At 62.1% G+C, this 21,072-nt stretch carries 20 protein-coding genes; 7 read left to right on the forward strand and 13 right to left on the reverse strand.

What is annotated here, in order from left to right:
* Positions 1–153: 153 nt before the first annotated feature.
* Entirely contained in the window at positions 154–2,421 is a 2,268-nt protein-coding gene (locus IAE77_RS17500; RefSeq protein ID WP_294229129.1) for an FAD-dependent oxidoreductase, read from the forward strand.
* A 3-nt stretch (positions 2,422–2,424) separates the two neighbouring features.
* Here the strand turns inward: IAE77_RS17500 and IAE77_RS17505 are convergent, their stop codons facing one another.
* From IAE77_RS17505 to IAE77_RS17520, 4 genes are all read right to left on the reverse strand, one after another.
* Entirely contained in the window at positions 2,425–3,036 is a 612-nt protein-coding gene (locus IAE77_RS17505; protein WP_294229130.1) for a DUF1801 domain-containing protein, read from the reverse strand.
* Positions 3,037–3,046: 10 nt separating this feature from the next.
* On the reverse strand, positions 3,047–4,114 hold the full coding sequence (locus IAE77_RS17510; RefSeq protein WP_294229133.1) for a hypothetical protein: 1,068 nt from the start codon (positions 4,112–4,114) through the stop codon (positions 3,047–3,049).
* Between the two features lie 87 nt (positions 4,115–4,201).
* Positions 4,202–5,044: a hypothetical protein gene (locus IAE77_RS17515; protein WP_294229135.1), complete on the reverse strand. Its 843-nt coding sequence runs from the start codon at positions 5,042–5,044 to the stop codon at positions 4,202–4,204.
* Between the two features lie 123 nt (positions 5,045–5,167).
* Complete coding sequence (locus IAE77_RS17520) at positions 5,168–5,836, reverse strand: class I SAM-dependent methyltransferase (RefSeq protein ID WP_294229137.1); 669 nt, start codon at positions 5,834–5,836, stop codon at positions 5,168–5,170.
* Positions 5,837–5,949: 113 nt separating this feature from the next.
* On the opposite strand from IAE77_RS17520, the gene IAE77_RS17525 reads away from it, so the two are divergent.
* A complete protein-coding gene (locus IAE77_RS17525) occupies positions 5,950–6,705 on the forward strand; it encodes an exodeoxyribonuclease III (RefSeq protein ID WP_294229139.1) in 756 nt (251 codons plus the stop codon).
* 171 nt (positions 6,706–6,876) lie between these two features.
* Positions 6,877–7,326 (forward strand): IS200/IS605 family transposase, encoded by a 450-nt coding sequence (gene tnpA, locus IAE77_RS17530; protein ID WP_294229141.1) that lies wholly within the window; start codon positions 6,877–6,879, stop codon positions 7,324–7,326.
* Between the two features lie 237 nt (positions 7,327–7,563).
* Here the strand turns inward: tnpA and IAE77_RS17535 are convergent, their stop codons facing one another.
* The 4 genes from IAE77_RS17535 to upp all read right to left on the reverse strand — a co-directional run bounded on the left by IAE77_RS17535 (position 7,564) and on the right by upp (position 11,083).
* Positions 7,564–7,959, reverse strand: a complete 396-nt coding sequence (locus IAE77_RS17535; RefSeq protein ID WP_294229143.1) for an MmcQ/YjbR family DNA-binding protein — start codon at positions 7,957–7,959, stop codon at positions 7,564–7,566.
* Between the two features lie 52 nt (positions 7,960–8,011).
* Complete coding sequence (locus IAE77_RS17540; RefSeq protein ID WP_294229145.1) at positions 8,012–9,418, reverse strand: arylsulfatase; 1,407 nt, start codon at positions 9,416–9,418, stop codon at positions 8,012–8,014.
* 67 nt (positions 9,419–9,485) lie between these two features.
* Positions 9,486–10,409: a metallophosphoesterase gene (locus IAE77_RS17545; RefSeq protein ID WP_294229147.1), complete on the reverse strand. Its 924-nt coding sequence runs from the start codon at positions 10,407–10,409 to the stop codon at positions 9,486–9,488.
* A gap of 53 nt (positions 10,410–10,462) precedes the next feature.
* Positions 10,463–11,083 carry a uracil phosphoribosyltransferase gene (gene upp / locus IAE77_RS17550; protein ID WP_294229148.1) on the reverse strand — a complete coding sequence of 207 codons (621 nt, stop codon included), beginning with the start codon at positions 11,081–11,083 and terminating at the stop codon, positions 10,463–10,465.
* 78 nt (positions 11,084–11,161) lie between these two features.
* Between upp and IAE77_RS17555 the strand changes: the two genes are divergently transcribed.
* Positions 11,162–11,641 carry a hypothetical protein gene (locus IAE77_RS17555; protein ID WP_294229150.1) on the forward strand — a complete coding sequence of 160 codons (480 nt, stop codon included), beginning with the start codon at positions 11,162–11,164 and terminating at the stop codon, positions 11,639–11,641.
* A 108-nt stretch (positions 11,642–11,749) separates the two neighbouring features.
* On the opposite strand, the gene IAE77_RS17560 is transcribed toward IAE77_RS17555, so the two are convergent.
* The 3 genes from IAE77_RS17560 to IAE77_RS17570 all read right to left on the reverse strand — a co-directional run bounded on the left by IAE77_RS17560 (position 11,750) and on the right by IAE77_RS17570 (position 15,727).
* Entirely contained in the window at positions 11,750–12,400 is a 651-nt protein-coding gene (locus tag IAE77_RS17560) for a DedA family protein (protein WP_294229152.1), read from the reverse strand.
* Between the two features lie 93 nt (positions 12,401–12,493).
* A complete protein-coding gene (locus IAE77_RS17565; RefSeq protein ID WP_294229154.1) occupies positions 12,494–13,738 on the reverse strand; it encodes an MFS transporter in 1,245 nt (414 codons plus the stop codon).
* A gap of 42 nt (positions 13,739–13,780) precedes the next feature.
* Positions 13,781–15,727 carry an ATP-dependent DNA helicase RecQ gene (locus IAE77_RS17570; RefSeq protein ID WP_294229156.1) on the reverse strand — a complete coding sequence of 649 codons (1,947 nt, stop codon included), beginning with the start codon at positions 15,725–15,727 and terminating at the stop codon, positions 13,781–13,783.
* Positions 15,728–16,046: 319 nt separating this feature from the next.
* On the opposite strand from IAE77_RS17570, the gene IAE77_RS17575 reads away from it, so the two are divergent.
* Entirely contained in the window at positions 16,047–16,772 is a 726-nt protein-coding gene (locus IAE77_RS17575; RefSeq protein ID WP_294229158.1) for a DUF1080 domain-containing protein, read from the forward strand.
* A gap of 46 nt (positions 16,773–16,818) precedes the next feature.
* On the opposite strand, the gene tig is transcribed toward IAE77_RS17575, so the two are convergent.
* Positions 16,819–18,159 carry a trigger factor gene (tig, locus tag IAE77_RS17580; RefSeq protein WP_294229160.1) on the reverse strand — a complete coding sequence of 447 codons (1,341 nt, stop codon included), beginning with the start codon at positions 18,157–18,159 and terminating at the stop codon, positions 16,819–16,821.
* A gap of 122 nt (positions 18,160–18,281) precedes the next feature.
* Between tig and IAE77_RS17585 the strand changes: the two genes are divergently transcribed.
* On the forward strand, positions 18,282–18,779 hold the full coding sequence (locus IAE77_RS17585; RefSeq protein WP_294229162.1) for a hypothetical protein: 498 nt from the start codon (positions 18,282–18,284) through the stop codon (positions 18,777–18,779).
* A gap of 48 nt (positions 18,780–18,827) precedes the next feature.
* Here IAE77_RS17585 and IAE77_RS17590 read toward each other — a convergent pair whose 3' ends face one another.
* Positions 18,828–19,121: a Smr/MutS family protein gene (locus IAE77_RS17590; protein WP_294229164.1), complete on the reverse strand. Its 294-nt coding sequence runs from the start codon at positions 19,119–19,121 to the stop codon at positions 18,828–18,830.
* 116 nt (positions 19,122–19,237) lie between these two features.
* Here IAE77_RS17590 and IAE77_RS17595 point away from each other — a divergent pair.
* Positions 19,238–21,072: SulP family inorganic anion transporter (locus IAE77_RS17595; protein ID WP_294229166.1), on the forward strand; the 1,835-nt coding region annotated here is incomplete at its 3' end.

The following is a 21,072-nucleotide window of genomic DNA, read 5'->3' on the forward strand; positions in this document are numbered from 1 at the left end:
GCCACCGGTTCTACTCCCGTCCTCACCGCTGAAAACTTCCTCCGCGACAGGATCTGCATCCTGAGCAAAGACAAGAAGAGCTGCGCAACAGTTCGCGTCGCAGGAGCGTGATGTAAGGAGCGCAATAGTTCCTGCTGTTTCATCACGAATCCTATGAAGTTGCTCCCATCTGTTTTGTTCGCGGCCCTGCTCGTGCCTGCGAGGGCTGAGATCCTCGAAACCGACCTCCTCATCGTCGGTGGCAATGAATCAGCCTGTGCGGCGGCGGTGCAGGCGGCGCGCCTTGGCGTGAAGAAGATCGTGCTGGTGAATGACATCGAGTGGCTCGGTGGGCAGTTCAGTTCCGAAGGCGTGGGTTGTCCGGATGAGTGGACGGGCGTGAACGGACGACGCGTGAATTTTCCGCGCAGCGGGCTCTACAAGGAGGTGATCGACCGCATTCGCGCGCACAACTCGCAGACCTACGGCATTCCATCGCCTGGAAACGCTTACTGCGGCACCGAGACGATCGAACCAGCCGCGGCAGCGGTGATTTTCGAGCAACTGGTGAAGCCGCACGTGGATTCCGGCGTGCTGCGGATCGAACGCGGCTGGCAGCCTGCGAGCGTTCAGGCGGACGACGGTGTTGTGACGGCGGTGACGTTCCAGAAGGCCTCCCAGCCCGACCTCACGGTGCGTGCGAAGGTCACGCTCGATTCCTCCGACTGGGGCGATGTGATCCGGCTCAGCGGGGCAAAATACAGCGCGGGCGCGGATTTGAAATCGCGCTTCGGTGAACCCAGCGCGCCTGCGAACTACGACGATGGCGATCCGCAGGAGATGAATCCCATCTCGTGGTGCATCGTGCTGCGCGAAGCCGGCAAGGACAGCTCCATTCCGAGACCAGCGACCTACGACCCGCGTTCCTTCAGCCAGCTCGACAAGACACCGCCGTGGGTGGACAGCGACATGAGCGTGGGCATCTACAGCCAGTCCGGCTGGAGCGTTTACACGCATCGCCGTCTGGTCGATCGCTGGCACAACTATCTGCCGGAGGGCACGGAGGCGACGTTTCTGAACTGGCCGGTGCAGGATTACCCGCTGTGCCAGTTGCCGCAGCGTGTCGTGGATGCGCTGGAGAAGACTGAAGCCGGTGCGTCGAAGAATAACATCGTCGATCTCACGCCGGCGCAGCGGCAGATCATCTTCGACGACGCGAAGCAGCACGCGCTGGGCATGCTGTATCATCTGCAAACGGCGGTGCATGACCGTGTGGGCGATTTTCCGCAGACGTTCCGCTACATGAAGCTCACGACCGAGTTCGGCACGCCCGATCTGCTGCCACCGAAGCCGTATGTGCGTGAAGGTTTGCGGCTGGAGGCGCTCTACATGCTCCGGGAGCAGGACATCCGCGCCGAAACCCGCGAACCGAAGTGGGCGAAGGTCATGGTGCCGGATGGGGTGTTCGGGTTTCAGTTCAACATCGACTTCCATCCCACGCGCCGCCGATTTTTGACGGAAGATCGCAATGGGCCGTGGGTGTACGTGCAGACACCGTCACGCGGCTGGCACACAGACACCGACCGCGCGATGTTTCCGCTGCGCGGCCTTGTTCCCGCGCTAATGAACGGCCTGCTCGGCTGCTCGAAGAACATCGGCGTGAGTTGCGTGGTGCAAAGCGCGTTGCGACTGCACGGCCAGATGATGCATGTGGGCCAGGCGAGCGCCACGCTGGCGTGGATGTGCCTGCGCGACGGTGTGCAGCCGCGGACCATCGCCGGTTCCCAGCAGCACGTGCGTGAGCTGCAACTGCGCCTCGCACGTGGCACCGGGGGTCCCGGCATGCTGCTGTGGCCCTGGCAGGATCTTCCGACCGATTCGCTGCATTTTGTGGCCGCCAACATGCTGGCGGTGCGCGGCATCTGGCCTGCGGATGCGGACAGCGTCTTCTTCGACGCCGATCACGTCATGACACGCCGCGAACTGGCCCGTGTGCTGGCGCGGCTGGTCCGTGCGCAGCCATCCACGCCGCAGTGGCCGATGGTCGCCACGCCACGCTTCAGCGACGTCGGCCCGGAGGATGCGGATCGTGCGGCAATCGAGGCGATTTGTTCGTGGGGCATTGTGACGACGGAAAAGACCTTCAATCCGGATCAACCGGCCGACTGGAACACGCTGCATCGCTGGCTTGTGTCACTGAAACTACCCGCCAATCCCGGTCTCATTGCCAAGGAGGCGGCCAATCGCCCGCTCACCCGCGCTGATGCCGTGATCCAGCTCTGGCGCACGCTCCGTGAACGCGGTGAATGGCTGATGGAGGATGATTCGTGGCTGCAAGCCGACAACGATCACGACGAAGATGGCCGCAGCGACCTCGACGATCCCCTGCCCTTCGACAGCAACAACAACAGCATTCCGGACCGGCTTGAATACCTGCCGTGATCGTCACGCGTCCTTCCTTTGCGCCCACTTTTTGCCTTTGGTGAGCGCACGGATCGTTTCCTGCACGCGCCGCTGAATGGTTTCCTCCTGCTTCGCGGTGCTGACCCAGATTTTGTATTCGCGCTGGCAGGAAATGCTGAGCGATTCAAAACCTGCGGCAGCGGCGCGATTCTTCTTCAGCGCTTTGGCCAGCGCCTCCGGCATCGGCCACTCGGCGCGTTTCTTCTGCGGCGGCGGTTTGGTCGTTTCATCCGCATCCAGGGCCACGGCGGCATGCAAAAGTCGGCGCAAGGCCTTTGCGTCAAGTTGATCGGCCGATGTGATGCGGATCGACTGGATGCTGGTGTTGCTTTCGCCGCCATCGAACAGCGGCGTCATCTCACGCAGCTCCGTGCCGCGGAAGAAGGTGATGCCCAGGTGCTTTTTGCAGGCGCTGAGGCCACAGACGAGCTTGCGGGCGCTGAAGCAAAGCATGTTCCACTTGATGGACTCGCTGAGATCAGGCTCCCAACGCAGAATCCAGTCGCGAACCTGACGCGCGAGGACTTGCGAGAACTCAGGCGCGAGGTCGAGCCAGGTTTCCGGATCGCGAGTCGGCGTGCGCGAGCAGTCCATGCGGGCGATTTCAGCCGACAGGCGTCAGCACGACCTTCTGCACGTCCATCACAGCGCTTTTGGCCTTCGTCACCGGATCGATGACGAGGCGTTGGATGCCTTTGTCCTTGATCTCGACCTCACCGAGCTGCGCTTCCTGCCAGTTTTGGAAGCCGCCCGTGTCTTTCACCGTGAACTTCAACTCCTGGCTGCCGAGTTTCACCGCGACCTCGCTGCCTTCATTGCCTGTGCCGCAGCCGTGGAAGACGCTGACCTTGTAGCGGCCAGGTTTGATGTTTTGGAACTCCCACTCGGCCAGATCGTCCTCGCTCGTCCAGAAGCCGAGGCAGTTTTTCTCGGGCTTCGGCTCGTAGCGCATGTTTTCAGACCAGGTGGTGGCGCTTTTCGCCTCCAAAACCACGCTGCCGTCCGCCGCCTGCTCCGGCGCAGGGCCTTCCGGAGCCGGAACGAAGGCGATGTCCTGAATCTCAAAGCCCGCTTCGGCGCCTGTGGCGGCGATGTAGAGAGTGAAGGGATAGGTGCCGGGCTTTTCGATGTAAACTTCGCCATACACCGCAGGCGTCGGCTGGCTGGCAGCCATGAGCGTCTTTTTCAGCGGCTGCTGGCTGAAGCGAAACTGGGTGCCGAGGGAGGCGTGCTTCAGCGTGTAGGTGACGCGGATCTCGTAGCGCCCCCAGCGCTTGGCCGTGAGGCTCGTGCAGTCAAACTGCTCCCAATGCTGCGCCGACATGCGCTTCACATCCTTCATGGCCACGTGAATCACACCACGGGCCGGCTCATCCGGCCTCACGGCAGGCTCATCACTGCCAAAGCCGTTCAGGTGGACCATCGGCTGCGCGAAAAGCGGATCGACAGCCGGTGCAGGCGCAGGTGCTGCCGGAGTCTCTTTCGGCTCTTCCTTCGGCTTTGACTCCGCCACTGCTTTGGCTGGTGCGGCGGCTGCGGCGGGGGCTGCTGCCGGTTTCTCACCGCCACCAGACGTCTGCTCCTGTTTTCCACAGGCGCTCAAGACAAAGGAGAGCGCGAGGACTTTCGCGGACAGGAGAAGGGCGGGAAGTTTCATGGTGAGGGCGGCCATGATGCAGGAAAGGCGCTGACCGGCAACAACAGAAACGCACGGGAGCCTCCGCCCCCGTGCGTTTACCCAACTCAACTGATTACCAACTTAGAAGCGGATGCACATGTCGAAGGTCAGACGGTTGTTCGTCAGACCGTAAGGACGGACAGCGGCGACTTCATAGGCGGCACCGATGTCGATGCTGCTGGTGATGCGGCTGCGGAAGCCGATGCCGACCATGCCCTGAGTGACGCCGTTCACATTATTGGCGCCGAAGTTGATCACATCGTAGCCGTTGCTGCGCAGGCCGATGTTGGTGCCGTCGTTCAGATTGGTCCAGAAATTCGCCGAGACGAAGGGGATGAACCAGCGGCTGACGTAGTAGTCCACCATGAGGCTGTAGTGGGCCATGAGGTTCTGCTCATTGCCACTCACCGGGATGCGAAGGCCAAGGTTGCCACTGACATGGAGGTCGCCAAAACCCTTCTGGAAGGAGACGAAGGGATTGAACTCACCACCCCCACGGCCCTGGAACACGCGGCGGTCGCCGGTCGGGATGTGGAAGGTCAGGCCGGGAGTGAGGATGAACTGGGCGGCAGGATTGTCGATCAGCGCATACTTGAAGCCGGCGGCGAGGTCCATCCAGCCATCCGGATTGGCGATGGCGTCGTTGTTCACGTCGAAGTAACCGTCCTGAGTCGCGATGAGGGCCAGACGATCCGTCACGGCGTAGCGGAGCTGCAACGCGTAGAGCTGGGCGGTGCCGCCGCCGAGGAAGTTGTTGTCGATCGTGTGGTGCACGAAGATCGGGCGGATCTCGGAGCGGATGATCGCGTCTTCAAAGAAGATCGGATTGGTGACCGGGGCGATGGTGTTGACCTTCCAGTCAGCCGCCTCAAGGGGAGGATTCTTGGGGGCAACAGTGCCAGCGGTTGCGGTTGAAAGAGACACGGCTGCCAGAGCGCCAAGGCCCAGCGCAGACAACCACCGATTGCGGGAGTATGGTTTGTTTTCCATGCGCTATATAAAGCATGGCATGTGGCGGATTGATCCACACATCCTGGCATCCATTGATCAAGTTATGCGCGGAATGCAGGACGGCTGCGATTCACGGCTCCAGAGCTCGGCGGAAAGCAGGCGATGACTCATCTCCAAGCGCTGCACCCGCACGAAACCGGCAGCATGAAGCGATGGCGTGGGATCGATCAATGCGCGCCCTGACAGATGAGTCGCCCAGCGAAAAAACGCATAGAGAAACCTCACGATCATGCGGTTTCGCCAACACCAGACATGATCTCCAGCGATTTGGAAGTCGGCGACCAGCCATCGGGCGTCAGACGTCGCCGCAGAGGCGATTTGAGGCATCAGCCGCCGCAGTTCATCCTCCCGGAAGCAGTCGAGGAAGAAACAGGTCACCAGGAAGTCGAATGACGCGGCGGGCGGCATCCATTCCAGCGCGTCAGCTTGGACGAATCTCACGGCAGCCCGGGCGAGCCCGCTGTTACGCAGCCGTTCGCGTGCGAGCTGGATCATCACACCGCTGGCTTCCACCACGGTCACCTGGGCCTCCGGAAAACGCCGCAGCAGTTCGCAGAGAAAGCGTCCGTTGCCTTCGCCATAGATCAGCACGTTTCGTGGCGGCGAGATCGTGCCCAGCAACGCCGTGCGGCAGCGTTGCAAGCGTCCACCTGCGAACACGGCCTCCATCCAGCGATAATGCGGTGCCAGCAGGTCGAAACTCATGGCGGAGGAGAAACCGAGGACTGCGGCTGTCGCAACCTTGTCCGATTCCTTCTTTCCCCGGGGTGGTTTCGGGCTTCATTCGGCCTCCCTCATTCCGATCTCTCCGCTTTTTCATGAAACTCACCACCTGGAACGTCAACGGCATCCGCGCCTCACTGAACAAAGGCCTCCGCGAATACATGACGGCCTGCGATGCCGATGTGATCTGCCTCCAGGAGACGAAAGCCCAGCAGGATCAGGTCGATCTGGGCTGGTTCCCCGGCTACAGCGCCATCTGGAACAGCGCCGTCAAGAAAGGCTATTCCGGCACGCTGATCCTCAGCCGCGTGCCGTTCAAAACGACCGCCCTGGGCCTCGGCATCGAAGACCACGACCGTGAAGGCCGGCTGATCACGGCCGAGTTCGAGGACTTCTTCCTCGTGAACGTGTACACGCCCAATTCGCAGGCCGAGCTCGCCCGTCTCGACTATCGCCTCAGTTGGGATGATGCCTATCGTGCGCATTTGAAGAACCTGGAAAAGCAGAAGCCCGTCATCGCCTGCGGCGACCTCAACTGCGCCCATCAGGAGATCGATCTGGCCAATCCGAAGTCGAACCGCATGAATCCCGGCTTCAGCGATGCTGAACGCGCCAGCTTCGCGAAGCATCTCGAGGCCGGCTTCCTCGATGTCTTCCGTCAGTTTGATCCCAATCCCGGCCGCTACACGTGGTGGACACAACGCACGCCCGATGCGCGGGCCAAGAACATCGGCTGGCGCCTCGATTACTGGCTCGCCTCCGAAAAACTGAAGCCTGCGCTCAAGTCCTGCACCATCCGCGCTGACATCCACGGCAGCGATCACTGCCCGGTGGAGCTGGTGGTGGGGTAAATATGACAGCTTCTTGCAGAGCGAACCAAGTTCGGTGCAAGAAGCGCGTAGCGCTGCGACAATCCTAGCCGTGGGTGCCAACCCACGGACCACCGATGAACCGTAGATTGATCTACAACGAGAAACCGCGTAGCGGTGATACAAACTGCGGCATCAGCATCCGCCACCGTCATGGCCAACACCTACACGCAGATTCTGTACCATATTGTGTTCTCCACCAAAAACCGTGTTCCGGTCCTACATGCTGAGCGCCGGGAGGAGATGTTTCGCTATGTGTGGGGCATTCATCAAGGACTCAACTGTCATCTCCATCGGATCAATGCGATGGAGGATCACGTCCACATCTTGATGGCTCTGCATCCTTCACTATCCCTCGCAGATTACATGCGTGAATTGAAAACGGGCACCAGTCGATGGATCAGTAAAGAGGCGGTCTTTCCCGGGTTCAACGGCTGGCAGGACGGCTATGGTGCTTTCACGGTTTCGATGCGTGAAAAAGACGCGGTCATTCGCTACATCAAAGACCAGCAGGCGCATCACCAGCAAACGGACTACCTGGCAGAATATTGTCGTCTGCTCGACGAGGCGAAAATTCAATACGACCATAAATACGTCGTGTGATTGAATGACCGCGAGCGTTGCCTTGGCAATGTGTCACCGCTACGCGGTTCAACCCGCGAAAAACCACCCACATCACGTGGCCGTGGGTTTTCACCCACGGCTATGATTATCACAGCGCTACGCGCTTCCAAACACACAAACAGTTTTGCGGCAGATGAGTCTCGGAGGGCTGAGTGAGCCACTTGTTCATGGAAAATGGGGGGCAGGCTTGCGTTCGCATGGGTCTGCGACCCTTGGCTATTTTCTCCGCTCCCTCGGAGAGGGTTTCTTTGTCCATCGCTTCGTTTTCAAACCCTCCCTCTCCTTCTTCGGCAGCGCATCGAACACGAGCTGATAAGAATGCTCGACCAGCTCGCGCACGAGCTTTGGCGGGACGCTGCCGTCGAGCATGACGGTGTTCCAGTGCTTCTTGTTCATGTGCCAGCCGGGCTTGATGCCCTTGTATTCGTCGCGCAGTTCGACCGCACGTTGCGGATCACACTTCAGATTGATCCGCGCGGGAAATTCCTCCGGCACGGTCACTGCGAACATCTTGCCGCCCACCTTGTAAACCAGCGCCTCGGGACCGAACGGCTGGGTCTCCTCGGCTCCGGGCTGGCTCAGGCAGTGGGCGATGACATCGGGCAGGTCCATTCAGAATGATGAAATCCGAATGACGAATGGCGAATGAAATCCCGCTGACGACTCAGTCTTTCTGGCCCCAGACCCGCGGGGCCTTGAAACCCGGCGCTGGAGGCGCGCTCTTCGGCGGAACGGCCTGAGCGGCCAGTTCGTCCAGCCTGGCACGCAACTCGGCGACTTTTTGCGGCTGTGCGGCCGCCAGGTTGGTCTTTTCATTCGGGTCGGCAGCCAGATTGAAGAGCTCGACCGCCGGGCCGCTGTCAGCCTTCTTCTTTTTGCCCTTGCCCTTCTTCTTGGGCGAGGCCGAGCCGCCATCCTCACTGTCGGCGACGTTGCCACCCACCACGAGCTTCCAGTCGCCGACGCGGATGGCTCCGTTGTTCGGCGTGGTGTTGTAGAGGATGAAGTCATTCGGAGAGGCCGCGCCTTGGGTGATGGCCGGCCAGGCATCGCGTCCATCCAGCGGCAGCTTTTGCTCCGCAGGTGCTCCGGTGAGCTTCAGCAGCGTGGGATACCAATCCACCATGTGCAGAGCGGCATTCACCGTGGTGCCAGATTTGATGACGCCATCCCATGTCGCAAAGGCCGCGACGCGGGTTCCGCCTTCGTAAAGCGTGCCTTTCCCAGCACGGAGCGGTCCGTTGTCGGTGATCTGGCCGGGGCTGGGCCCCCCGTTGTCGCTGGAGAAGATGAAGAGCGTGTTCTTGCGCAGGCCCGCCTCATCAATCGCGCCGGCGATCTGCCCCACAGCCTCGTCCACCGCCGCGAGCATGCCCGCGTACTTCTGGCGGTTGCCTTGCAGGTGGCCGTATGGCTTCAGGTACTCATCCGGCACCTGCCACGGGCTGTGCACACCATTGAACGGCACGTAAAGGAAGAGGGGCTTGGCCTTGTCGCGCTCGCGGATCAGGCGCACGCATTCCTTGGCCACCAGATGCGTGGAGTAGCCTTCATCGCGGTTCTCCTTGTCATCACGGTGCCAGTCGAAGCCGCCATCGCGGATGTGGGTGAAGTAGTCGATGGCGCCGTTGTAGTGGCCGTATTGATGATCGAACCCGCGTTGCAATGGCAGATAGCCGGGCTGGAAGGTGCCGAGATGCCATTTGCCCACGATGGCGGTCTCATAGCCGGATTCCTTCAAGGCCTGAGGCAGCGTGCGCTCCTCCAGCGGCAGGCCGTACTGCGCGTGGGGCCGCACCACCCCCACCTGCAGGCCATGGCGCATCGGATAACGTCCCGTCATCAAGGCCGCACGTGTCGGGGAGCACACGGGCTGGACGTAGAACTGATCCAGAACCGCTCCCGCCTTGGCCAGTTTGTCGATGTGCGGCGTCTGGATGTCCTTCCCGCCCATGAAACCGCAATCAGCGCGGCCGAGGTCATCGACGAGCAGGAATACGACGTTGGGGCGGGGCGCTTCCGCGGCAAACGCAGCGACGGCGAGGAAAAGAGGGAACAGGGCGGACTTCATGGCCGCGCTGAAACGCCATCCCATGCAAGGAGCTTGCGACGACTTGCCAGCGCGCCCTACGAACGGCTCAAGCGAACTTGATCACGTGCTTCTGACCGTGCTCGTCGTGCGCGGGATTCAGCGCCCGCAGCTCAAACTCGGCACGATCCGCATCGATGCGGGCGATGACCCAGCCGTTCGGCCGTTTCGGATCAAAGGTGTAGGCGATGGGCGGCAGATTGATCATCGGCAGGCCGGTCTTCTCGTGCTTGGTCTTCAACCAGGTGTGCGTGTGGCCATAGATGTAGCCCTGCACCTTGGGATAGGAGGCCAGCAGGTCGAACAAGGCATCGCTGTCCTGCAACCCGGTCGGGTTCTTGCCCTCCGGAACCGGTCCCTGCGGATTGTGATGCGCGACGATGAAGGTGGGCTTGTTCGGTGAGTTGCGCAGCTCGCGTTCAATCCATACGAGCTGGGCTTCGCCGAGGCGGCCGGGCGTTTTGTTCACCAGATCGAGCGAGTCGAGCAGGATCCAGTTCACCAGGGCGCTGGTGACCGTGGCGACGTGTTTGTCCGGCACATTCATCGGACGCTCCGCATTCGGCGGCGGCGGGCCGATGACGGCGTTCAGGAAGTTGTTGCGGTGATCGTGATTGCCCAGCGTGCAGTGGACCTGGATCGACTGCTCCCGCACCGGCTGCATGCAGCGCAGGAAGGTGACGTAGTCCTCGCTGATGCCTTCCAGATAAGCGCAGTCGCCGTTCACGATCAGTCCGAAGGGTTTCTGGCCGAGTTTCAGCACCTGGTTGGCGCAGCGGAGAAGGTTTTCAGCCATGTTCACGCCCCGTGCGTTCAGCGTCTCGTCAGCGGCGATGTGGGTGTCGGAAAACAGCACCCAGACCTGCTCCGGAATCTCGATGGCTGGCAGTTGCGTGGCGAGCGCGCTCAGAGCAGCAGCAGAGCCGCGTTTCAGAAAGCCGCGGCGGGACAAGGGAGGCAGGGTGATGGGCATGTGAAAGGAGAACGAGGGAAAAGACGCGGATCGTGCTGGCAGTCCAGCGATTGTCAGGTGCCGAAATAGCGGTCTCCAGCATCACCGAGGCCGGGGACGATGTAGCACTTCTCGTTCAGCCCCTGATCGATGGCAGCGGTGAAGACGGGCACATCGGGATGCGTGCGTTTCATTGCCGCCAGCCCTTCCGGACAGCTCACCACGCAGATCATCGTGATGCGGGAAGCCCCGGCGGCTTTGAGCTGCCGTGCGGCCTCGCAGGCGCTGCCGCCTGTGGCCAGCATCGGATCGAGCAGAAAGACGTCCGCGCTGCCGAGGTTCGCGGGCAGATTGGCATAATAGGACTGCGGCAGGGCGGTTTCCTCGTTCCGCTTGATGCCCACGTGCGCCACCGTGGCGTCCGGCATCAGCGGCAGAATGCCATCCAGCAGGCCCAGGCCCGCACGCAGGATCGGCACGAACACGACTGGTCGTTCCAGCCGTGCGCCGGACGTTTGCGTGAGCGGCGTCTGCACCTGGATCTCCCGCAGCGGCAGCTCACGCGTCGCCTCCAGGAAAAGCATGCGCGCCAGCAGGTTCAGATGGCGGCGGAACTGGTGCGACGGCGTTTCCTGCGCTCGAATGGCGGCGAGGTGGCATTGCGCCAGAGGGTGCTGAACGACGACAGGCTGCATGGGGCCGCATTCTGCCGCGTTTGCCTGCGCTGGCAAAGTTTTCCACCGCCGCGACAGGCTCTCGTGATACACTCCGGCATGAAAACCCGCCTCCGTATCCTCAGTCTCTGCGCCATCGCACTCGCCTCCTGCGAAACGCCCCTCCCGCAGGACGGTTCGAGCTATTACTACCCTTCGGCGAATCAGCCAGCCCCTCCCACCACCAGGACACCCAGCGCCGCCACAGCCAGCAACACAAATGTGCCGCGCGGTGGCTACGCTCCCGGCTCCGGCCCCACCGCGATGCCCCAGGGCGATCAGTTCATGTATCAATACAACGAATCCAGCCCCTTCGGCACCCGCAGTTCCTCAGGTGTGATTCGTTCCAGTGGCGGCGTGCAGAGCTATCAAACCATCGGCGGTGTGCCCGTGTATCCGGGCGCCGCCATTCCGGGCTACGTGCCGAACCAGCCGTATTATGGCACGCCGGCTTCGCAGCAACCCGTGTTTGTGCCCGGCGTCGGTGGAAACCCCGGCTACTACATCAATCCGGCCACAGGGGCACGTGTGCGGTTTTAATCCGCGGCGTTTCGGCGTGCAGGGCGGGATTGTGGCGCGGAATTCCGATTCCGCGTCGATGCCACCTCGGAATCGGAATTCCGAGCTACAACAAGCCGGCATTCGGCTTCAATCGGCCGCGTTGTTCTTCGCGCGTCTGGCCTCCATCTTGTGCTTGATCACCTCGATCACGATCGGCAGCACGGAGACCACGATGATGAGCAGGAACACCAGCTTGATATTGTTTTTGATGATCGGAATGCTGCCGAGGAAGTAACCGGCGATGCTGAAGCTCAGCACCCAGAACAGGCCGCCGCCCAGGCTGTAGCAAAGGAAGCGCCGGTAGTCCATGCGGCCGAAACCGGCGGTGAAAGGGGCGAACGTGCGCACGATCGGCACGAAGCGGGCCAGGATGATCGCCTTGCCGCCGTGTTTCACGAAGAACGCCTCGGTTTTCGCGAGGTAGTCACGCTTGAACCAGCGCTGGTTCACGATCCAACCGCCCGCCTTGCGGCCGATCCAGTAGTTCAGATTGTCGCCAATGATCGCGGCGCACATCAGCAGCGGAATGATCAGCTCGATGCGCATGAAACCCTGCGCCGCCAAGGCTCCCACGGCGAACAGCAGCGAGTCACCCGGCAGAAACGGCATGATCACCAGCCCCGTCTCGCAGAAAATGATCGCGAACAGCAGGCCGTAGATCAACGCGCCATGGTCCTGCGCGAAGGTTTGCAGGTGCTTGTCCACGTGGAGAACGAAATCGAGGAGCTGGGAGATCATGCGGGCGCGATTCTCAGGCCGCAAAGCGTCACGGCAAACGAAAAGTCGGTTTCAATGCCCCGGGGTGCGCCAAAAACCTCCGCCCGTCCGGCGCTACGACGCGTGTTCAGTCCGGATGAAGGCCCAGAACACCGTGGCGATGATGTAGATGCCACCGAACGCGAACAGCACCGCGTCCCAGCCACCCGCATGGGCAATGAGCCACGGCACGAGGATGGGGAAACTGGCCGCGCCGAAGTTCCCGCACATGTTCGTGACGGCGCTCCAGGTCGCGGTTTGTGCTCCGCCACAGGTCATGAGCGTGGCGGAGTAGCACGGATTCACCACCCCGGCGCAGTACATGCCTGTGCTGATCACCAGCACGGCGAGCACTGGATCAGCGACAAACCACGCCGTGAAGATGAGCGCCGCGCACAGCAGCAGCGCGGTCATCGCCATGCCTTGCCGCGCGATGCGGCGGCTCTGCGTGCGGCGCAGCAAGGCATCAGAGATCAGCCCGCCGGAAAAGCCGCCCGCTACATCCGCCAGCAACGGCAGCGTGGTGAGCCACGCCGATTTCACCAGCGCCATGCCTCGCGCCTCTTGCAGGTAGGTGGCAAACCAGCTCGCGAAGAAAATGTAGCCCGCCGCACGACAGAACTGCTGCAGACAGAGCAAACCCAAGACTGGATTGGCAGTCAATGAACGCCACGAGGCCGCCGAAGCCTCGCTGGAAGCTTTCACGGCCGATGGTCCGATCAATTCCAGCTCGATCGCATTCACCGCCGGATGCAGCGCGGGCTCATCACGATGCCACCACGCGAACCATGCCGCCCACAGCACACCCGGAACCGCGTAGAGCACGAACATCCAGCGCCAGCCGAGATCGGACACCAGCCACGCCGTCAACGGCGCTGCGACGATGCTCCCGGCGGACATGAAACCGCTGAAGGCCCCTGCTGCGGTGGCTTGCGATGATTTGGGAAACCATCGCGCCATCGCGCTCACGCCCACCGGCACGAGTCCCGCCTGCGCCACGCCCATGAAGGCCCGGGAGGCGGTCATCCAGCCCAACTGGCCCAGGGCAAAACCGGCGGTGGCCAGCGACCACATCACCGCGTAGAGCGCCAGCGCCCATCGTGCGCCGAGACGCTGCGCCAGCATCGCCGCCGGGATCTGGCAAAGCGCATACGGCCAGAAAAACGCGCTCATCATCATGCCCGACTGCTCCTTCGTGAGGCCGAGATCCGCGCGGATCGTGCTCTCCGCCGGAGCCACGCCATTCCGCACGAAATACGCCAGTGCTGCTGCCACGCAGAGCCCGGCGAGGACGACATGACGTGCGCGGGTGGGTTTCATCCCTGTTTATCGTCAGCAGGCCGCGTGGTGTTTCGTCAGCGCCTATCTCAGCATGGAATCTGTCTGCGCCAGGACATCGGCGAAGGGAATGCGCTCCAGCAGGCCGAAGTTCGGATGACGGCTGAGGCGCTCGCGACTCGTCGCGGGACTGGTGAGGCCGCAGAGGAAACGAGCGAGCTGGCGCCCGGTCCGCAACGAAGGATGTTTCTCCCGCAGCAGCTCCTGGATCGCGGCGACATGCTCCGTGGTGATCGGCGGGGTCGCAGATTGCGGAATTTCACGTGGTGAATCATCCGTGAGGCCTTTTTCACGCTCTTTGCAGCTCGTGCAGGTGCCGCAATCGGCCTCCATCGTTTCGCCGAAGTAGTTGAGAAGCCATTTCGTGAGGCAGCCGCGATGACTGGCGAGTTCGATCACCTGCCGCAGACGCTCGACATCGCGGCGTTCGCGGTCGGCAAAGAGCTGCTGCATCTTTTTCGTGATCTCCTTCGGATCGCGACGATGCGCATCTTCCGAGAGACGATACTTCTGGCGGCTGCCGCTGGGTTTGAGCTCGATGTCGCCGCACTCTTGAAGCCAGGTGAGCGCTTTGAGCACGCGATCACGCGGTTCGTTGAGTTCGGCGGCGGCTTCGTCGGGATTGAGCGTCGTCCATTTCGTGCCGCGTTTGCCGCATTGGAACAACTGGCGCAAAAACGCCTGCCGTTCGGGTTTGTGGCCGGAAAGAATGCGCGGCTCGGGCTGGAGGAAGCGGAACTGGTAGCTGGCGTAGAAGGAGCCGAGCGGGCGGAGGATGCCATCGAGTTCCAGATTCGTGATCACCGTTTCGATGACCAGCGGACGGATGTCCGTGGCGTGCGAGAGGTCGTACATCGACACAGCGAATTCGCTGCCGCCGAGCAGCAGGTGGTCAAGAAGCTGGCGGATGGCCTGTGGCGTGGGTGTGTCGCCGAAGGTGAAGTTTTCCAGCACGATGCAGTCATCGGCGCAGGTGAGCATCTCGCAGACGGAGGTTTTGCCATCGCGGCCGGCGCGTCCGGTTTCCTGCGAGTAGTTTTCGAGCGTCTTCGGCAGGTTGTAGTGATACACGGCGCGGATGTCCGCCTTGTCGATGCCCATGCCGAAGGCGATCGTCGCCACGATGACGTCCGTCTGCCCGCTCATGAACGCATCCTGTGCGGCGTGGCGATGCTCGTCCGGCAAACCGGCGTGGTAGGCGAGCGCGTTCACGCCGCTTTTCTGCAAGTGCGTGGCGACGTGCTCCGCGGTGTTTTGCAGCGTGACATAGACGATGCTGGGCACCTTTCGCTTGAGCAGCAGCTTGGTGAGCACCGGCAGGCGTTGCTGCGCGGTGCAGGGTGTGATGCGGAAGTGCAGATTCGATCGCAGGAAGGTCGTTTGCACGTGATCTGCCTGCTCAATGCCAAACGCCTTGCGAATGTCCGCCGCGACGGATGGCGTGGCCGTGGCGGTGAGCGCGAGCACGGGCTTGATGCCGAGTTCCTTCGCCACCAACGCGAGGCGCAGGTATTCGGGGCGGAAATTGTGCCCCCACTCGGAGATGCAGTGCGCTTCATCGACGGCCATCATCGAGATTTTGAGGCGCTTCAGCCGCTCGACGAAATTTTCATTCATGAGCCGCTCCGGGGCGATGTAGAGCAGCTTCAACGTGCCATTTCGCATGCCTTCGAAGACCTCCGCGGCATCCTGCTGGCTGAGCGATGAGTCGAGCCGTGCCGCAGCGATGCCGCGGGCCTTGAGCGCCTGCACCTGGTCCTTCATCAGCGCGATCAGCGGCGAGATCACGAGCGTCACGCCGTCCATCAGCAGCGCCGGCAGTTGATAGCAGAGCGATTTGCCCGCGCTCGTCGGAAACAGTGCCAGCGCACTGCGTCCGGCCAGTAGAGCTTCCATTACCTGCTGCTGCCCGGCACGAAAGGCCGCATGGCCAAAGTGCTGTTTCAGGGCGGCGTGGAGATCGTGAGGCATCCGATACTCTTGGCATGATTGTCAGATGCTTGGCAAGCCAGGACCATGCAGATTCACCTTCGCGGCTTCCAATCGACACCTCACCTAACCTCTCCCCGAAGTGAACCTCAAAGCGAGACCTGCATGGGGCGGGGAGAGGGATTTCGCATTGGAGCTGGCGCAAAACGAATCCCCTCTCCCCGTCGCTGACCTTCGCAGAATAACACAGCATTCTTCGGGGAGAGGCCGGGTGAGGGGTGAAGGCAGATGTTTCAAGCGTAGCCTGGAACTTCGTGCCTCTGTGCAATGCAAACCTGGCGGAGTTCGTTCTCTCGCGACCATGAAGACCTGTCTCACCGCCCTTCTCTGCCTCTCCACCGCTGCTTTCGCTGCCGATGACGGCTTTACCCCGCTGTTCAACGGCAAAGACCTCACGAACTGGGCCATTCCCGAAGGCGACAACGGCCACTGGAAGGTGATCGACGGCGTCATCGACTACGACGCGTGCAGCGAGGCACCGGGGAAGGACAAGAACCTTTGGACCGACAAAGAATACGGCGACTTCACACTCAAGATCGACTGGCGGCTCAAACAGACCACCGGGCTCTACGACATGCCCGTCGTTTTGCCCGACGGCACGCACAAGCTCGATGAAAACGGCAAGGAGATCAAAATCCCGACGCCAAACGCCGACTCCGGCATCTACCTGCGCGGCCAGGGCAAGTCGCAGATCAACATCTGGTGCTGGCCCATCGGCAGTGGCGAGGTCTATGGCTACCGCATGGACAAAACGATGCCGCCCGAAGTGCGCGCCGGCGTGACGCCAAAGGTGAAGGCCGACAAGCCCGTGGGCGAATGGAACACCTTCGAGATCACGATGAAGGGCGACCGACTCACGGTCGTGCTCAACGGCAAAACGGTGATCGAAAACGCGCAACTTCCCGGCGTTCCTGCGAAAGGAAAACTCGGCCTCCAGCATCACGGCGGCAAAAACGCGAAGACCGGCGAACTCTCGCCGGCCTCCAGCCTGATTCAGTTCAGGAATGTTTCGATCAAGGAGCTGTGAAACAGGTCAACCGGAAGGGCTTCGCTGGTCCAAGGCTCGTGTGCGATCACTTGCTGTGCACGTCGCAGTGCTCGGGCTCGGGGTCGGTCTCTTCGACGACGGCCTTGTCCTTGAGGAACTCCATGGCTTCCTGCAGGAGCAGGTCACCGCGCACGTTGTCGATGAGGCCGTTTTTCTGGGCCTCGGCCATGAACTTCTTCGCGGGCATCTTCTGACGCTCGGCGATCTGTGCGAGGGCCATGGCGACTTTCTGGCCGGGGACTTCGAGCGCTTCTTTCTTCGCGATCTGCTCGAGGATGAAGCTCACCTTCACGTTGTTGCGGGCCTGGTTGGTGGCGCTGTTGAGGATCTCGTCCTGCTGCTTCACCAGTTCGTCCTCGCTGATGCCCTGCTGCATGGCACGCATGGCGATCTCGTTGGTGCGGCGCTGGGCTTCGCGGTTCACGACTTCCTGCGGCAGGTCGAATTCGACCTTCTCGAACAGGTGGGCGATGACCTGGTTGGCCTTCGCGGCGTCGCGGGCCTGCTCCTTGCGGCGGCGGATGGCGTCGCGCACCTCGTCGCGCAGCGTCTCCATGGTCATTTCGTCACCACCGATCTTCTTGATGAACTCCTCGGTCAGCTCCGGCACGGCCTTGTTCTTCACACCCAGGCATTTCGCGGCCAGGGTGAGGGTCTTGCCACGCAGCGTTTCGTATTTGAAGTCGTCGGCGATGGCGAGGTTCAGCGAGCGCTCGTCGTCCTTCTTGATGCCGACCAGGCCGGCGTAGAAGCCCGGGAGGAAGTCGTCCTCCTCGGCGAGCAGGAACCAGTTTTCCTTCATCTCCTTGAGGTGCGCCGGGGCATCCTCGTCGAGCGGCTGGCCATCGACACTGCCGGTGGTGCTGAGCACGACGACATCACCGATGGCGGCGTCGCGGTCCACGTCTTCATAGGTGGCCTGGTTTTCGCGCAGGTGGAGCAGGTCGTGATCGACATCGGCGTCGGTGACCTCGATGCGCGGCAGTTTGACCGGGATGCCGGTGTATTCCGGCAGCTCAAACTTCGGCGCGAGGCTCATCTCGATGGTGAAGCTGAAGCTTTTGTCCGTGTCGTGATACATCTTGTCGTTCACAGCGAGGACATTCAGCAGCTCAAGGCCTTCGCTCTTCACGGCCTGGCGCAGGCCTTCGCTGATGAGCTTCTTTTCCAGCTCGTCCTTCACCTCGTTCTCGTAACGCTTCGCGACGATGGTCTTTGGTGTCTTGCCGGGGCGGTAACCTGGAAGGCGCACCATGCTGGCGAAATAGGTGATGATCGCATCACGCTCCTTGCCGACCTGGTCGGCGGGAACGCGGACGTGGGCGACGGCGCGGCAGTTGGGCTGGTGTTCGACGTTGATGTTCATGGGGGGAAGCTGGTCCATAAGCGGAGGCCGCGAGGCAGGGAATCCGGTCCCGGGCCTGGGGGGCGGGCATGCTAGGACAACTTCCCGGTTTGACAACCCCGGAAAACCCGGTTCTTCCCTCCATGCACTTGTTCAAACGATTCGAGGTCTGGCTGCTGCTCCTGGCGGGCGTGGCGGCCATCTGGTGGTCCTTTCAATCCGACAGCCTCCCCACCGATGACGGCCCTGTGGCCGAGATGAAGGCCGATGCGCCACTCCAGCTCCGCCGCTGCACGCTGGAGCGTGATTTTGGCAATGCCCGGCTCGATCTCGAAATCCGCTACAAGAACACCAGCCCGCGCCCGCTCTACCTGACACCGCCCGACGTGCGTCTGATCAACGCCGCCGGAAAGGACGTCCCGCCCTTCATCCTGCCCGCCGAGAAACCCGCCAGCATCGAGGCGCAGGCCACCTCCGATGTCCGCCTGCGCTTCTGGCTGGAAAAGGCCGACCTGGCCGGCCCGCTCACGTTCGACATCCGCGGCCAGAAGCTGGAGGTGAAAAACAGCACGCCTCTCGATCTGGAGAAGCTGGAGAACAAGAAGCCGAGGGTGTGGACGAGCGCGAACTGGACTTTGTAGATTCGTTCGCCAGAACGAGGCCGCAGATCCGCATTCTGGCGAATGCGCCTACTCCAGAATCACCCAGGTCGCACCCCAGGAGCCGCTGGTTTCATCGGCGGGCCAGATCCACTGCCGCACCTCCGGCAGTTTCGCGAGCAACTGATGCACACCGGTTCTCAAGGTGCCGCTGCCTTTGCCGTGGATGATGCGGACGCGCAGGATGCCGCGCTTCCGGCACTCCGCGAAGTACTCCGGCAGCAGGCTGCTGATCTCATCCGGGCGGAAAGTGTGCAGGTCGAGCTCCGGGCCGATGGGATGCTCCACCAGCTCAGGGATCGCTTCAGGATCGGGTTCAGACATGTCTTTAGCTTGGAAAGAGACACGGTTTCCGTCCACTGGCGAACGATGTCCTGAGTGCTTGTGCTTCACGCCTGCGCGTCTAGCATGGCCCCGGCATACCTGAGGAGCTTGTTGTTGTGGCACCCGACCTTCGATCCTGGATTCAGCGGCTGCGTGATCTCACACAGGAGGGACGGTCGTTGCTGAAAAAGGTCGTCACGGAGAGTGCGCTGGACCCGTTTCCGCTGAAGCGGTCGCTCAGGGGCTATGGAAAACGCAGTTTCGCCTCCGACTTCCGCGCCGGCAGCACCGTGGCGCTGCTGGACATCCCGCAGGGCATGGCCTACGCGCTGATCGCCGGCCTGCCGCTGCAATACGGCATCACCTGCTCCGCCATCGCCGCGCTGGTGGGGCCGTTGCTTTCCTCATCACGAAACACCATCTTCGGGCCGACCAATGCGACCGCGTTCATGGTGTTCTCCTACTTCGCGGCCTATCCGCACCTGGATCGCATCGGCATGATGCCGCTGCTGGTCTTCATGACGGCGGCCTTGCTGATCATGGGCGCTTTTTTGCGTGTGGCGGACCTGACGCAGTTCATCAGCCGCACCGTGGTGGTGGCTTACGTCACCGGGGCGTCGATCCTCATCGCGGCGAACCAGCTTCCCGTGCTGCTCGGCATCCCGTCGGAGGTGCTGCAGGCCAGCGGGAAGATCGTGAACACCTTTCCCGGCCACATTCATCGCATCTTCTCCCATCTGGACCGGGCGAGCTGGCTGAGCATCCTCTTCTCCGCGCTGACCTTCGGCTGCTACCTCGGCATCAAGCGCTGGCTGCCGCGCTGGCCGGCTTTTGCCACCACGCTGATCGTGATCTCCCTGCTGGCCCTGATTCCAGCCGCCTTCGGCCTGCAGGTGCCCACGTTTAGCAACGCCACCTTCACCTGGAACGAGCTGCTGCCCCCCTTCCCCGACTTCCTTTCAAGCCGGGCGCTGGCGGATGCCAGCCGCCTCTTCGGCCTCGCCTTCGCGCTGGCCTTCCTCGCCACGCTGGAAAACAGCGCCATGTCCAAGACGCTGGCCAGCCGCAGCAACCAGAGCGTCGATCCGAATCAGGACATGATCGCACTCGGAGCGGCGAATCTCGCCTGCACCTATCTCAGCGGCATGCCCGCCTCGTGTTCGCTCACGCGTTCGGCCTTGAACCACGCGTCCGGGGCGCGCACGGGCCTCGCCAGCATGTTCAACGGCTTCTGTTGCCTCGTCGGCGCTTTGACGCTCGGTGCCGCCGTGGCCTACATCCCGCGGGCGACGCTCGCGACGCTGGTGGTGTGCGTGGCCGTTTCACTCTTCAACCGGCGGCACATCTCCATCTGCCTGCACGCCACACGCTCGGACGCGATCGTGTTCATCGTCACTCTCGCGGCCACGCTCATGCTGCCGCTGCACGTGGCGATTTTCGTCGGCATCGGTGTTTCCATCGTGCTGTATCTGCGCAAGGCCAGTCACCCGTCGCTGGTCGAATACCAATTCAACGAGGAAGGCCACCTCACCGAGGCGAAGGCAGGCGGGCGGCAGCATCCGGCCATCTCCATCGTGCATGTGGAGGGTGAGCTGTTCTTTGGCTCCGCCGAGCTCTTCCGCACGCAGATTCAGCGCTCCTGCGCCGATCCCAATCTGCGCATCATCGTGCTGCGGCTCAAAAACGCGCGCCACCTCGATGCGACCTGCGCCATGGCCATCGAGGAACTCGTGCGCAGCCTGCGCGGCGACGGACGCGATCTCATCATCAGCGGCGTGGTGAAGGACCTCTACCGGGTGCTGAAGGACGCCGGGCTCGTCGAAGTGGTGGGGAAGGAAAACATCTTCCCCGCCAGCCCCGCCAACCCCAACCTCGCCACCCGCAACGCCCTCCGCCGCGCCCAGGAGATTCTCGGCATCAAGGACGCCGAGGCTGTCTCTTATACACATCT

Origin of the sequence: Prosthecobacter sp. (assembly GCF_014879935.1) — a bacterium.
In the GTDB taxonomy this organism is placed as follows: Bacteria; Verrucomicrobiota; Verrucomicrobiia; order Verrucomicrobiales; family Verrucomicrobiaceae; genus Prosthecobacter.